The 13,301-nt window shown below is 56.6% G+C and carries 12 protein-coding genes; 10 read left to right on the forward strand and 2 right to left on the reverse strand.

The window, feature by feature from the left end:
- The first annotated feature begins 2 nt into the window (after positions 1 to 2).
- The 8 genes from AC1Z3W_RS06795 to AC1Z3W_RS06830 all read left to right on the forward strand — a co-directional run bounded on the left by AC1Z3W_RS06795 (position 3) and on the right by AC1Z3W_RS06830 (position 7,025).
- Positions 3 to 872, forward strand: a complete 870-nt coding sequence (locus tag AC1Z3W_RS06795; RefSeq protein ID WP_124501107.1) for a VOC family protein — start codon at positions 3 to 5, stop codon at positions 870 to 872.
- Positions 869 to 2,026, forward strand: a complete 1,158-nt coding sequence (locus tag AC1Z3W_RS06800) for an FAD-dependent monooxygenase (RefSeq protein WP_483507334.1) — start codon at positions 869 to 871, stop codon at positions 2,024 to 2,026. The genes AC1Z3W_RS06795 and AC1Z3W_RS06800 overlap by 4 nt, the downstream gene beginning before the upstream one ends.
- Entirely contained in the window at positions 2,023 to 2,502 is a 480-nt protein-coding gene (locus tag AC1Z3W_RS06805; RefSeq protein ID WP_124501109.1) for an acyl-CoA thioesterase, read from the forward strand. The genes AC1Z3W_RS06800 and AC1Z3W_RS06805 overlap by 4 nt, the downstream gene beginning before the upstream one ends.
- On the forward strand, positions 2,499 to 3,260 hold the full coding sequence (locus AC1Z3W_RS06810; protein ID WP_124501110.1) for a maleate cis-trans isomerase family protein: 762 nt from the start codon (positions 2,499 to 2,501) through the stop codon (positions 3,258 to 3,260). Before AC1Z3W_RS06805 ends, AC1Z3W_RS06810 begins: the two co-directional genes overlap by 4 nt.
- 37 nt (positions 3,261 to 3,297) lie before the next feature.
- On the forward strand, positions 3,298 to 4,566 hold the full coding sequence (locus AC1Z3W_RS06815) for an MFS transporter (protein ID WP_483507335.1): 1,269 nt from the start codon (positions 3,298 to 3,300) through the stop codon (positions 4,564 to 4,566).
- A 75-nt stretch (positions 4,567 to 4,641) separates the two neighbouring features.
- Entirely contained in the window at positions 4,642 to 5,823 is a 1,182-nt protein-coding gene (locus tag AC1Z3W_RS06820) for an acetyl-CoA C-acyltransferase (protein WP_483507336.1), read from the forward strand.
- Positions 5,824 to 5,832: 9 nt separating this feature from the next.
- Positions 5,833 to 6,276: a PaaI family thioesterase gene (locus AC1Z3W_RS06825; RefSeq protein WP_124501139.1), complete on the forward strand. Its 444-nt coding sequence runs from the start codon at positions 5,833 to 5,835 to the stop codon at positions 6,274 to 6,276.
- Between the two features lie 47 nt (positions 6,277 to 6,323).
- Complete coding sequence (locus AC1Z3W_RS06830) at positions 6,324 to 7,025, forward strand: SDR family oxidoreductase (RefSeq protein WP_124501113.1); 702 nt, start codon at positions 6,324 to 6,326, stop codon at positions 7,023 to 7,025.
- A 249-nt stretch (positions 7,026 to 7,274) separates the two neighbouring features.
- Here AC1Z3W_RS06830 and AC1Z3W_RS06835 read toward each other — a convergent pair whose 3' ends face one another.
- Both AC1Z3W_RS06835 and AC1Z3W_RS06840 read right to left on the reverse strand, forming a co-directional pair.
- Positions 7,275 to 8,621 carry a 2-hydroxycarboxylate transporter family protein gene (locus AC1Z3W_RS06835; RefSeq protein ID WP_124501114.1) on the reverse strand — a complete coding sequence of 449 codons (1,347 nt, stop codon included), beginning with the start codon at positions 8,619 to 8,621 and terminating at the stop codon, positions 7,275 to 7,277.
- A gap of 233 nt (positions 8,622 to 8,854) precedes the next feature.
- Entirely contained in the window at positions 8,855 to 9,928 is a 1,074-nt protein-coding gene (locus AC1Z3W_RS06840; protein ID WP_185640672.1) for a lactonase family protein, read from the reverse strand.
- Positions 9,929 to 10,174: 246 nt separating this feature from the next.
- On the opposite strand from AC1Z3W_RS06840, the gene AC1Z3W_RS06845 reads away from it, so the two are divergent.
- Both AC1Z3W_RS06845 and AC1Z3W_RS06850 read left to right on the forward strand, forming a co-directional pair.
- Positions 10,175 to 11,176 carry a GntR family transcriptional regulator gene (locus AC1Z3W_RS06845; RefSeq protein ID WP_260426746.1) on the forward strand — a complete coding sequence of 334 codons (1,002 nt, stop codon included), beginning with the start codon at positions 10,175 to 10,177 and terminating at the stop codon, positions 11,174 to 11,176.
- 132 nt (positions 11,177 to 11,308) lie between these two features.
- Positions 11,309 to 12,610, forward strand: coding sequence for an MFS transporter (locus AC1Z3W_RS06850; RefSeq protein ID WP_483507337.1), 1,302 nt, complete (start codon positions 11,309 to 11,311; stop codon positions 12,608 to 12,610).
- The last annotated feature ends 691 nt before the right edge of the window (positions 12,611 to 13,301 follow it).

Here is a 13,301-nt window from a genome sequence, read left to right on the forward strand (position 1 = left end):
TTATGAACCGTTCAGAACGTGAGGTACTCGTCGCGAATCCGGTGTTGCGTGGTGTTCATCACACCGCGCGTCCGACATGGAAGCTTGAAGAGACGGTCCGTTTCTATCGTGACCTTCTCGGTTTGCCGCTGGTCCATGCAATTTCCGCGCGAGGCTGGGGGCCGGCCGACCACGCGGACTTCCTTCATTTTTTCTTCGACAGCGGAAATGGCAGCACGATCGCGTTTTTCTACTACATCGGTACCGAACGTCCGGAGAAACTTATTCCCACCGATCATTACCAGGACCGAGCAACTCATACCGCGTGGCTTGTCCGTGACGAGACGGAACTGGCTCAATGGCGAACTCGCGTCGAGGAAGTTGGGATTCCGTTGCGATACCAGGTTCGCCACGAAGTAATTGAATCAATCTATTTCAATGATCCCAACGGTTATCCCATCGAGATCACGTACCAGACGCGTCCGTTCGACGACAAGGATAAGGGTGATGCGACTCGCACAATCGAAGCGGCCATCGAACTCGAACGTGCAAGCTACGCCGGCAGTCCCTTTGCGGGCATCGAACCGGTCTGGAAACGAAAAGGGGCCGGATTCAGTGATTCCGGGAGTTTGTCGGTTGCGTCCGTGTTCGTCCTCGATGTGCCGGAGTTTCGTGCTCTCGTCGACGCGGCTGAAGAACGGGGCGGTTACGAAGCCGTGCGAGTAAGCGATGGTTACGTGAGAATCGACGGGGCGCCGGGCCTTACCTTTGAGCGAAAGGAGTTGGGGTTCAAGCCGGCTGTCTGGTACGGCGCGTTAACGGGAGGACTGGTTGGGACCATCGAGCAGTTCGATATGGAAAAGCTGGTAATCGCGCCCGTGAGGCAAGCATGAAGGTCAATATCGTCGGAGGCGGTCCCTCCGGTCTGTTTCTTGCCATCCTCCTCGCGCGCCACGCCCCGCATATCCAGACGGAAGTGATCGAGCAGAATGAAGCTGACGCAACTTTTGGTTTCGGTGTCGTGCTCGCAGACACGGGGCTCACGCGACTGCATCAAGCGGCGCCTGAGCTTTGCACCGATTTGATATCGGCCATGAAGTTCACCTCGCAGCAAACCATCATCACCCAAGAAAGTCCAGTAACCGTGAAGCGGCCTGGGCAAGGCGGTGGCGCTATCCCAAGACTGAAGCTCCTGCAGATCCTTCAGGAGCACGCGACACGTCTTAACATTCCGGTGACCTATGCGTCGCGAATCAACGACATCGATGGTCTCGACGGCGACATCATTGTCGGTGCCGATGGTGTCAATTCAAAAGTGCGATCGAGCGACGAGATCGGATTTGGCACTACTAAGCAAGAACTGACAAACCATTTTGCATGGTTCGGCGTCGGAAAGGCGTTCGAAAATCCTTCCCTCGTATTTCGGGAGTTTTGTGGCGGATGCTTCGTTGCTCACTACTATCCGTATTCGGAGAGCATGAGTACGTTTGTGGCGGAGTGTGACCACGAGACGTGGATCAAACTTGGCCTGGAAGAGATGACTCTTGAACAGAGAGAGACGCTTTTCGAAGAAGTTTTCGCGACCGAGCTCGACGGTTACCGATTGATTTCAAACAATTCCATTTGGCGGCAGTTTCCGGTCATCCGCAACGCAAACTGGTTCAGTGGAAACCGTGTGCTTGTCGGCGATGCTCTCGCGAGTGCCCATTTCTCGATCGGGTCGGGGACACGTATCGCGATGGAGGATTCGATCGCCTTGGCACAGGCGATTGTCGCAAACGACAGTGATGTCGTTGCTGCGCTCGCCGGTTATGTCGCGCGGCGTAGGGAATCCAAGGACCGCTTGATCAAGGCATCGGAAGCTTCCTATATGTGGTACGAAAACATCCGAGAGTGGATGAACGATCTCAGCCCGCATCAGTTCGTGTACCAGTTCATGACGAGAACGGGACGTGTCGATGCAGGGCGATTGCGCGAGCAGTATCCCGCGTTGGTCCGGGAATTGGAAGTGGCCGGGGCGATTCCCAGCATCGAGGGGCTCTCATGATCCATAGTTACGAGTACGTGCTTCATGAGGAGCCCTTTACCGTCCGGCGTACGGTTCGCTGGGCAGACTGCGATCCTGCTGGTGTCGTATATACCGGTCGGCTCAGCGAGTACGTCCTTAGTGCGGTGGCGCTATTCAAGGATTTTGTCTCAGAGTCGAGTGGCGGTGGACATCGGCCGCTTGGCGAAATCTTCGATGTCGGGCTGCCGTGTCGCGGCATGACATTCGACTTTTGCGGAACGCTTTGGCCCAACGACAGCGTCGATATCGAATGCAGCATAGGCGATATTCGAAGCCGATCGTTCGACATCCTGCTCGAAGGAAAGTCGCTCGATCGGCAACCCGTCTTTCTTTCGAAATTCTCACCCATATGCGTGCGCACCGACGCGCGCATCGGGACTGAAATTCCCGATGCGTTGAGAAGGATCCTTGAAGGCTTTGCGCGTAAGACGCTACAACAAACGGAGTCGACATGAATTATCGCATTGGGCAAATCGTGCCCAGCTCGAATATCACGATGGAGAAGGAGATTCCTGCATTGTTCGGGGCATATATGCAGGCGTACCCGGAGCATCAGTTCACTTTTCACTCGAGCCGGGTTCGTATGCATCGCGTTGTTCCCGAGGAACTTGAGCGCATGAACCGCGATATGGGGCGCTGCGCTATCGAACTCGCGGATGCGCGGGTAGACGTGCTGAGTACCGCGTGCCTTGTCGCAATCATGTGTATGGGGGAGGGGTATCACCGCGCGGCTACGCAATCGCTGTTGGACGCGCTCGATAGTCATCAGACATCCCCAGGGGTGATGACGTCCGCAGGCGCACTTGTGGATGAGTTGAAGAGCTTTGGCGCTCGTCGCATCTCGCTTATGGCTCCGTATTCCGATGCCTTGACGAAGCGGGTCGTCAGCTATATCGAGGCAGAAGGCATCGAAGTCAACGATGCTATCAATTTTTCTATCGAAGACAACCTTGAGGTTGGCGCACGTGATCCGATGCGTCTGATCGAAGACGTTAAACGATTGGATGTCCGTGGCGCCGATACCGTAGTGCTTTCGGCCTGTGTTCAGATGCCGTCGCTGCCGGCAATTCAGATAGCACAAGAGATGTTGGGCATTCCGGTCACCTCTACAGCAGTGTGCACGGCCCGGCAGATGCTGCGGTTGCTAGAGCTTCCGGTTACGGTCAGGGGTGCCGGTGCTTACCTCGGTGATCTTGGCGGGTTGGGGCACTGACGGAAAACATCGATAACAAGTCACAAGGAGACATGGCATGGAAATCGCAACTGATGACGGAACGTCGAAGGGCATTTACATTCGAAACGTACTTGGTGCGGCATTGGGAATGGCGTTCGGATTTGCGGCCATTTTCATCGCAACCAGCGGCGTTTTCAGCCCGGCGATTGTCAAGGAGTTTCATTGGGGGCGGGCGCAGGCGGCCCAGTCGTATTCAGCCTCGATGCTTGGTTTGGCGTTTGTCAGTCCCCTCATCGGCGTCCTGATGGACCGCTTCGGAGTTAAAAGAGTCGTTTTTGTCTCTGCGATTGTATTTGCGATTGCGATGGCCTGCATGGCATCCCAGAAAGGCAATACGGTGAGCTGGGTGGCACTGTCTCTGATTGTCGGTATGTCGGGTGCGGCTACTTCCGTGCTCGGCTACCTCGCTATCCTTCCACAATGGTTCGACCGCCGCCTGGGTTTGGCAATTGGCATTGCGATGGTCGGCTTCGGAATCGGAACGGTCGCGATGCCGGCACTATCGGCACGGTTGATCGCACACGTCGGGTGGCGCGAGGCCTACCAGGTACTAGCAATTGTCTCTTGTGCAGGGGCATTCGTTGCATTCCTTCTGATGCGCGAGAAGCGTGGTTCTCGGCGCGTGGTTCATGTTCGCGGGACATCCGGCGCCGTCGATGCCGGGGTCGGATCCACGCGAGGGCGACGCGTGAAGGTACTCATGATCTTTGCGGGTGCTCTATGTGCTTCTACCGCCGTACTGTCACTGGTTCCACACCTTCCTGCACTGCTGATGGATCGAGGGATATCCGCTATCGATGCGGCGCGCTGCGCATCGTTTGTCGGGTTCGGTATTCTGATTGGTCGTCTCACATCCGGTCTACTGGTCGATCGAATTCATGCCCCGTTTGTTGCGTGCGTATACTTTGCGTCGGGAGCCATCGGCTTCGTATTGCTTCGCCAGATCGATAGCTACTATGGTGCGATGGCCGCTTCGATCCTCGTTGGACTCGCGATCGGTGCTGAGGGTGATTTGCTCTCGTATCTCACACGTGCTTACATCGGAATGGAAAAATTCGGTTTGTTTTACGGAATCGTCTTTTCGGGTTACTCACTAGGGGCAGTGATCGGGCCGATGGCAACGGGTTATTATTTCGACGTCAACAAGTCATACGATCTGCCAATGCAGATGGCTCCGTTCCTTCTTTTAGCGTCTTGCGTTTTCCTTCTTGGCCTGGGGCGCTATACGAAGCCGGGGGAGCATTTGAATGACTCTCTTTCTAGATTTGCCGTCACCGGCAAGTAATCTTTGAATCATTGGTGGCGACGCGATGGATGCGGTTCGTTGCCCGACTAATCTGCACTTCATATCCGATACATCATGCGAGAAGCTGTAATTGTCTCGACCGCCCGTACCCCGATAACGAAGGCTCATCGGGGCGAGTACAACGCGACACCGGGACCCACACTGGCGTCTTATGCCGTACGCGCGGCCGTCGAGCGCGCTAACATTGATCCGGGCTTGATCGAGGATGTGATCTTGGGCTGCGGCTATCCCGAAGGCGCGACCGGACGGAACATTGCTCGCCAGACTATGGTTCGCTCCGAGCTCCCGATCTCAATCGGGGGGACCACCGTCAACCGGTTTTGCGCCTCCGGTCTGCAGGCAATAGCATTCGCTGCCGGGCGAATCGTCGTTGATGGCGCGCCGGCAATGATCGCTGGCGGCGTCGAAAGTATCTCGTCGATTCGTACGCGGGAAGATAGTGCGTCTGGTGTCGATCCGTGGATCATGGAGCGAAAGCCCGATCTCTATATGTCGATGATCGAGACAGCTGACATTGTCGCCGAGCGCTATGAAATTAGCCGCGTGGACCAGGACGAATTTTCTGCCCGGAGCCAGAGCCGCACTGAGCTTGCGCAGGCAACGGGTCGGTTCGACGAAGAAATTGTGCCCGTCTCGACCATCATGTCTGTTGCTGACAAGAACTCCGGAACATTCGAAAGGCGTGCCGTAACGGTTAGAAGGGATACATGCAACCGGCCGGGCACCACGGCAGAGGCACTAATGAAGCTGGAGCCGGTTAACGGGCCTGATCGTTTCGTGACAGCAGGAAACGCTTCACAGCTCTCTGACGGTGCTGCTGCCTGTGTCTTGATGGAGGCACGCGAAGCGGAACGTTATGGACTGTCGCCACTTGGCGCCTTCCGTGGGCTCGCACTCGCTGGATGCGAGCCAGACGAAATGGGTATTGGTCCGGTGTTAGCCGTACCGCGACTCTTGGCCCGGCATGGATTGACCGTGGACGACATTGGGCTTTGGGAAATCAATGAGGCTTTTGCGTCACAAGCGATTTATTGCCAGCGTCGGCTCGGAGTACATTCTGAGAGACTAAATGTCAACGGCGGTGCGATTTCGATTGGACATCCGTTTGGCATGACCGGCACCCGAATGGTGGGACACGTGTTGATCGAGGGAAGACGGCGAGGAATCCGCTATGCCGTTGTGACGATGTGTGTCGCTGGTGGTATGGGAGCTGCTGCTCCTTTCGAGGTTTACTGAGGGATGGCGATGCCTTCAAGAAACGGAGCATCAAGCGGACTCGAGGGGGATTCCTCCGTGGCTGTGAGCGAGGCCCCGTGTTTCGATAGTCCCTTCGTTGACTCACTCGGAATTGAACGCGTCACGTGTTCGGCCGGGACATGCGAAGTGGTGTTGCCGCTGAGATCGGCGCATATGAACGCATGGGGTATTGCCCATGGTGGCATCAGTATGACGCTTTCTGACATCTCACTCGCGTTGGCCGCACGCAGTGTGGCAGACTCGGATACAGGTGTTCTGACAATCGAATTGAAGATTAGCTTCATCCAGGCCGGTCGAGGACAGCTCTACGCGCGCGGCCGCTTGTTACATAGGTCAGCGAAGATGGCTTACTGTGAAGGCGAGATTGTCGACGGCAGTGGGTTGTTGGTGGCGAAGTCTCTCGGGACCTTCAAGTACGCGACGAAGCGTTGAGTCAGTCAGTTTTTTGATTTCCGACAGGTGCGACGTACATAAGGGCTATGATGAAAGAGCGGGTTCTTGTAACTGGGGGAGCGAGTGGTATTGGTGCCGCCGTGGCCAGCCGGTGCAGGGAAGACGGTTATGACGTGGTTGTAATCGACAAAGTAGGAGATGGAATAATTGCGGATCTTTCGGATCCAGCGGATTGTGCCAATGCCCTTGCGGACGCCTTGGCAGGGGGGCCAATAACGAGGCTAGTGAATAACGTCGGAATGGTAGCGCCGGCCGACGCAAGTACCCAGACGCTGGAGGATCTCGGAAAGGTCTTGGATCTGAATGTCCGGTGCGCGCATCAGTGTATGCAGGCACTTCTTCCGGGAATGAAGGAGGCTGCGTTCGGTCGTATCGTGAATGTCTCGTCTCGAGCTGCGTTAGGAAAGGAATTGCGCACGGCATATGCAGCGAGTAAGGCGGCTCTGTTGGGGATGACGCGCGTATGGGCACTCGAACTCGGTACCTGGGGAATTACGGCTAACGCAGTTGGTCCTGGCCCGATTCGGACGGAGCTATTCGATGCAGCTAATCCTCCGGAATCCCCGCGGACACGGGCCATTATTGCGAGCGTTCCGGTCAAGCGGCTGGGGGTGCCGGAGGACGTTGCACGAGCAATCGCTTTCTTTCTAGAACCGTCCAGTGGCTTTGTTACGGGACAGACCTTGTATGTTTGTGGCGGCATGACCGTCGGTGTTGCTTCGATCTAAAGCAATACCGTTACAACCTCCAGCCGACACCGGAAACAGAAAAGTTGCCGGTCGCCGGTTTCTCCGTTTCGGATTCAAGATCCAAATCGTGTTGGGACCAGCTTGAAAGCGCAGCTCGTGGACGTACGCTTGTAGCCGCTGGGGGCGCCGCTTGTGTCGGTCCGGTGCTGCGTAGCCGGGTTGACGTGTGCGGAGGAGCTCACGCATGTGGCTCGTCACGACAATTTTCCCGTCTGCTTCGGACACACGTTAGAACGCATGTGCCAGAAGGAGAAGGGTCACCGTAACTGTGATTGCTCCTCCAATCCGTGTCGCAATCTGCGCGAATGGCATCAGGTTCATACGGTTGCAGGCCGTGAGTATGGCGACGTCTCCGGTACCACCCTGGCCGCTGTGACAGGCATTCACGATTGCGGTGTCGATCGGATACATTTTCAACCACTTGCCGACAAGGTAGCCGGTGCCCATCAGGGCCGCTACAGTACTCGCGATGGTTACGACGTTTGCGACATTAATGGCAGCGACGAGCTTGTCCCACGGTGTCATTGCAGTTCCGATTGCAAACAGCAACGGGTAAGTGACCGCGGTCGAGAAGAATTGGTAGACAACCCGCGCGCCGCCTTCAAGATTCGGAGAAACAAGCCGACAGACCTTGATGAAGACGGCAATGAAGAGCATCGCCACGGGTGCAGGCAATCCGAGCAACCGATGTCCCAGGAGGCCCACCAGGTACAGGGAGATGGCGGTGATCGCAGCTGCAGCGACAGTATTTACGTCGGGAGTGGACGGCGCCGATTCGTCGACCGGCGTCGTCGGAAGTTCGGCGGCCGGCTGCAGCGTACCGCGTCCGGTCAGGTGCGGTCGCTTTTCACCGACCCAATTGAGAACACCCGAGAATAGGATGGCACACAAGCTTCCGATCATGACCGCCGGTAGGACTTCCGCAAATACCGGACCTTGCGGGATCTTCATAATTTCCGAATAACCGACGGAAAGGGGAATCGCCCCTTCACCTACGCCTCCGGCCATGATCGGGATGACAATGTAGAGAAGGGTGTGCTTGGTGCCGAGGCCGAGCACGGTTCCCACGATGGTTCCGACGATTCCACCAACGATGGACCCGGCAGCGAGTGGAAAGAATATTTTGGCAAATCCTCGGATCAGCACCTCGCGATCCATACTGAAGATGCTGCCAACGATAATCGACGCGATGAACAGATACATGAAGTTGCTCACATGCGTGAAGTTTGTCACCATGCCGATCAACTTGGCAGGAAGCAACTGATGAAACGCGAGAAACGAGGGAAGAAACGTGGCGACGATCGCAGCGGAGCCGATCTTGTTGAAGATTGGCATGCGTTTACCGATCTCCGCACAAGTGAAGCCGCAAAGCACCAGGACCGCGATCGCCATCGAGATCTCACCGGGAACCTTGCCCGTCGTAACGAAGCCCGCCACGAGCGCGATCAGGAGAAGGTAGATCGGCAGCGGAACAATGCCTATGCGCAGTTCAACGATTGCCCACCAACCATAAGGCCAGAAACTGCTTCTACGGATGCCTGCATTATCTGAAGAGAGTTCTCTCGTTTGTTGCATGTAACGTCTCCTATGTAATCTCAAGTTTAACGAGCAACCGTCGTGATATTAAATAAGGTATGCAGAATATATTGGTGAAATTCTCTTAAATTGCCATTCTTTTCGATGCGCAACTCAGATGACTCCCACCGTTTGCGATTGTCAGCAGCCTGAATTCATGAGCGACGCCTCTCGCCAGCCAGGCTTAAACAATGTCCTGGTTCGAACCCCGCGGTGCGGTTCTTCACCGACATCTACGTACCGAAGCGAGCGAAGACAATGCAAACTGGGCTTCCAGTTTCAACGCGGCGGCCCGTTGCAACAGGCCGCCCGCTACCAGATTCGAGCAAGAACTGAACGATCGAATGTGAGTTTTCATTTGCTACATACAGCGTCTTGCCGTCTGGGCCCAGGCAGAGGAACCGCGGAAACGATCCTCCGGTCGGCGTCCACGCAATGTCGGTGGGGAGGCATGTGGTTGGATCGAGACAAAAGGTTGCGATCGTATCGTGGCCTCGGTTCGTGACATACAGCGACCGGCCGTCGGCCGCGATGGCGATTCCTGCTGCACGACTCCAACCGTGGTAGTCACCCGGTATTACCGAGACGGTGTTTACTGCCGTCAGATCACCCGTTGAATGGTTGAACAACCAGCTCGTCAAAGTCGAATCGAGCTCGTTGACGACATAAACGTATGGTCGCAAGGGGTGGAACGCCGCGTGACGTGGACCAGCGCCTTCTCGTGCCCGGGCGCATTTCACAACAGACGAGCCATCGGACAACCATCTTACGGCGAAGACAGTGTCCAGTCCCTTGTCCGGTACGATGTACCAATCACTATCGACGAAGCGTGTGCTGTAGCGGGGTACGTGATGCGGGTGGGACGATACCTGTTCAACGCGATGGGGGCCTGGACGCCCCTCGAGCACAACGGGAAGCGAAGGAGAATTGAGCGAGCCATCGCTGGCGATCGGAACCGGCGTCAAGGATCCGGTCGCATAGCCTGCGATGACGAGCGACGAACCGTCGCGCGAAAATTCGACATGCACAGGGTTGCGTCCAACGCCAGAACGCACATTCAAGGCGCTGAGTAGCCCTGAGACAGAATCGAACCGATAGGCGCTCACTTCGCTTTCGTCGCCATGCACCGCATAAAGCCGGTCTTGTGCCTCGCTTAACGCAAGAAAGCTCGGATTGACCAATGGCTCAAGTGTCTGACAATGCTGCCAGCCACCCGACGGGTCGATCTCGAAAACAGAGATGCCAGTTCCTTCGGCGTTGCGTGCGCGGGTCGTTCGACAGCCTACAAAAGCGAAAGTGCGTTCCATGATTAGCCAGCCTGATCGCTGACGGCCACCTGCGGAAGCAGTATCCCGGGAGTGGCCGGTCGAGCCGGCCGTGGGGGCATCTGGTAACCGAAAAAGCCGAACATCGGGGTTTTCTCCAAGGCAAGCAGGCATTGCTTGCGTTTCGTGTTTGTGCATTCTATGATCATGAAACGCAATAAGCAAATGCATTTGAGGCAGGTGGTTACCCTGAGCGGAGCGCCAGGGAGACTCACGAGGAGAGCGGCAATGGCAAAATCGGTTGTTCACACCAGTTTGGCCTCGGCTCACGCAGCCGTGGTGAACGGCCATTTGTCGCCCGTACAAAATATGGACAGCTCTCTCGAAAGCCCGATCCTTACTCCCTTGCAGACGCGTGTCGCCCGCGAAATCATTGCCCTTGCCAGACGCGAAGATCTGGCAATTGGGGATCGATTGGCGGAATCCCTGCTTGCCGAAAAAATCGGCACGTCCCGCACGCCGGTGAATGCAGCACTCCACCATCTGGCGACGCTCGGTGTCGTTTATTACGACGCGAATCGCGGATTTTTCATGGCGCAGCCAGCCCGCGATGTGACGGCGGTCGCCGAGCACTTTTTCAACGAACCCGACGATCCGCTGTACCTGAAGATCGCCGACGATCGTCTTTCGCGTCGGCTTCCTGATGTGGTCACGGAGGCCGACCTGATGCGCCAGTACGAAGTTTCGCGTAGCGAATTGCGGCGTGTGTTGTCGAGGATGCAAGAAGAGGGCTGGCTGGAGCGGCAGGTCGGGCATGGTTGGCAATTCATGCCGATGATTGATTCGGTGGACGCGTATGAAGAGAGCTACTTGTTCCGCGCCTCTATCGAGCCGACCGGTGTTATGTCCCCGATGTTCAAAGCAGATCGCGTGGAACTGGAGGAGTTGCGCCGGCGGCAGGAGTTCATTGCCGGCTCCGGCTACCTCACGATGAACTCGGTCGAGCTTTTCGAGGCCAACAGCGAGTTTCACGAAACGATCGCGAAATGGTCTGGCAACCGCTTTATTGCCCAATCCGTCCGTCGCATGGACCGCTTGCGTCGCCTTGTCGAGTATCGGCAGGCAAGAGCTCGCAAGCCGCGCCAGGGACAAGCGAAGGAACACCTTGCCATCCTGGATGCAATCGCCCAAAACGATCTGCTTAAGGCCGCCACGCTGCTTCGGGAGCATATCGATGGCGCGCGCCGGGCGAAGGTGCGCGCTCAGGAGGTGTTCCCCGAAGAATCGTGAATCTGAACAGGTGAGAGACGCCGCGAGATCAACGGCGTTTTTTTAAAACCAAAAGTGCATTTTGTGATCATAAAACACTTAAAGCGGTTTCGGCGACAGGCTCGATACCGCCAGAGCAGCTGGAGACAAATCATGTCGTATCGCCGAGGATGGATCGCCGTCTTCCTGTTTTCCCTCTCCATGATCAATTACATGGATCGGATTGCTCTTTCGATCGCGGCAAAGCCGATCGAACACGAGTTCCACCTCTCCGCGGTGGGCATGGGTTACCTGTTCTCTTCGTTTATCTGGAGTTATGCACTATTTCTTCTGCCGATGGGTTTCCTGGTTGACCGATTTGGTACCAAGCGAATGGCTGGGATCGGGATCTTCGTCTGGTCCGCAGCGACAGCTCTGACCGGCGCCGCGACGAGTTTTGCGAGCCTGATTACTGCGCGCCTGGTGATGGGGGCGGGTGAGTCGACCAGCAACCCAGTCGGGGGCAAGGTCATTCGCCAATGGATCCCGGCAGGCGAACGCGGGATGGTCACGTCGATGTTCAATAGCGGCTCGTATGCTGGCCCGGCCATTTGTTCGGTGCTCCTCGGCGCATTGGTTGCGGCCTTCGGGTGGCGGCTCTCGTTCGTTATCGCTGGAGGCATCGGCTTCGTGTGGCTCGCGGCGTGGCTCGCTTTCTTCAATTCTCCGGAAAAGGTGCGGTGGTTGCCGTCAGACGAGAGAGCGAAGATTCTTCGCGAGCGCAGCTCGACCCCGGTCGTTGTCGACGAAGAGGACGCGAGTACCGCCGGCGGCCTGCGCACGCTGCTCCGGTCGCGCACACTTTGGGGTTTGGCGATCACGCAAGGCTGTAATGTCTATACGCAATATCTTTTCCTGACGTGGCTGCCGAGCTATCTGCAGTCAACGCGACATCTGACGCTGGCCCACACGGGCGCTATCGCAGCGGTTCCTTATGCCGCGGCAGTGCTGTTGTGCATCGGTGTCGGCCGACTCAGCGATCGACACTTGAAAAAGAGCGGTGTTGGATCCGGTCGGCGCCGCAACGCGGTTGCAATGGCGATGCTCACGGGCTCTGCAATCTTGGCTGTCCCGTTCATCTCGAGTCTCGCCACGCTGCTGGTGGTTTTTTCGATCGCGCTGGCAGGGATTGCGTCGACGACCTCGCTGAACTTTGCTCTGCTGAACGATCTGCTGCCGAGTGCCAAGCACGTAGCCAAAGCAATGGCGTTCGTGGTGGTTGGGGGGAATATTTTCGGAATGATCGCTCCGATCGCGACGGGCTACGTGATTCAAGCCACGGGCAGCTACGATTGGGCATTTGGAATTGCTGGCCTTCTCCTCCTCGTTGGTGCGGTAGTGGTTATGACTATGACTCGTTCGCCGGTAGTTGATCAGAGCTCCCATACGCAAGCTCCGGTTTCCGCGCACTCGTGATCTGCAGGGGGCGGGCGAGTTGTGGCGTCCGGTCATTTCAGCACCGGAAGGTCGATTGCACGCTCGCTGGTGACCGGCCCTACAGAGCTGAAGCGATGCGCAATCTCGCGTTCGCGAAGTCTCCCGGCGTCAATGATGTCCGTAAGAGTCTAGCCAACGCCGTATTGACGTCATCGTTTCGATATAGGCGCATTCTGCGCACGGTTGAGCTACAACGACACGCTACGTTTACCGACGGTCCAAAAAGACCATTACGGCATCGCGTGATCGAAGAACTCGCTTGTCTGCCCCATAGTCGTCAAACAATTTCTGGTGGCCAATGTACGAGCTCGGTCCCTGATGGCTGTGATACGTCGAAGCCCAATCCAACAACGCTGCGAATGCAGCCGCGTCTCCTCCACGACGTATACCGCGTTGGCGAATGTTCTCAACACATTCCGCTTCGTTGAGACACAGCCAGACCGGTGCGGCAGAGTCAGTACGGATCTCGTTGACGAGAGAGCCGTAAATTCCTTCAATCACCCAGCAGTTGTACGGCCTCGTTGCGCGCACGGGCAACGTTGTACCCGCCGGGAAGCCAATGAATCGAATCCAAGTCTATACAGGGTGATCCCATGCGATTAGCAATTCGTTGGGCAAGCCAGCTTTTTCCCGAGCCCGAATTCCCCACTATCAGCGTTCTTAGCAAATT

Source organism: Burkholderia sp. 10_S31, assembly GCF_056930375.1.

Bases quoted from the DNA above. Each gene is read 5' to 3' on its own strand.
- AC1Z3W_RS06795 (WP_124501107.1), top strand. From the start codon at position 3: ATGAACCGTTCAGAACGTGAGGTACTCGTCGCGAATCCGGTGTTGCGT.
- AC1Z3W_RS06800 (WP_483507334.1), top strand. From the start codon at position 869: ATGAAGGTCAATATCGTCGGAGGCGGTCCCTCCGGTCTGTTTCTTGCC.
- AC1Z3W_RS06805 (WP_124501109.1), top strand. From the start codon at position 2,023: ATGATCCATAGTTACGAGTACGTGCTTCATGAGGAGCCCTTTACCGTC.
- AC1Z3W_RS06810 (WP_124501110.1), top strand. From the start codon at position 2,499: ATGAATTATCGCATTGGGCAAATCGTGCCCAGCTCGAATATCACGATG.
- AC1Z3W_RS06815 (WP_483507335.1), top strand. From the start codon at position 3,298: ATGGAAATCGCAACTGATGACGGAACGTCGAAGGGCATTTACATTCGA.
- AC1Z3W_RS06820 (WP_483507336.1), top strand. From the start codon at position 4,642: ATGCGAGAAGCTGTAATTGTCTCGACCGCCCGTACCCCGATAACGAAG.
- AC1Z3W_RS06825 (WP_124501139.1), top strand. From the start codon at position 5,833: ATGCCTTCAAGAAACGGAGCATCAAGCGGACTCGAGGGGGATTCCTCC.
- AC1Z3W_RS06830 (WP_124501113.1), top strand. From the start codon at position 6,324: ATGATGAAAGAGCGGGTTCTTGTAACTGGGGGAGCGAGTGGTATTGGT.
- AC1Z3W_RS06835 (WP_124501114.1), bottom strand. From the start codon at position 8,621: ATGCAACAAACGAGAGAACTCTCTTCAGATAATGCAGGCATCCGTAGA.
- AC1Z3W_RS06840 (WP_185640672.1), bottom strand. From the start codon at position 9,928: ATGGAACGCACTTTCGCTTTTGTAGGCTGTCGAACGACCCGCGCACGC.
- AC1Z3W_RS06845 (WP_260426746.1), top strand. From the start codon at position 10,175: ATGGCAAAATCGGTTGTTCACACCAGTTTGGCCTCGGCTCACGCAGCC.
- AC1Z3W_RS06850 (WP_483507337.1), top strand. From the start codon at position 11,309: ATGTCGTATCGCCGAGGATGGATCGCCGTCTTCCTGTTTTCCCTCTCC.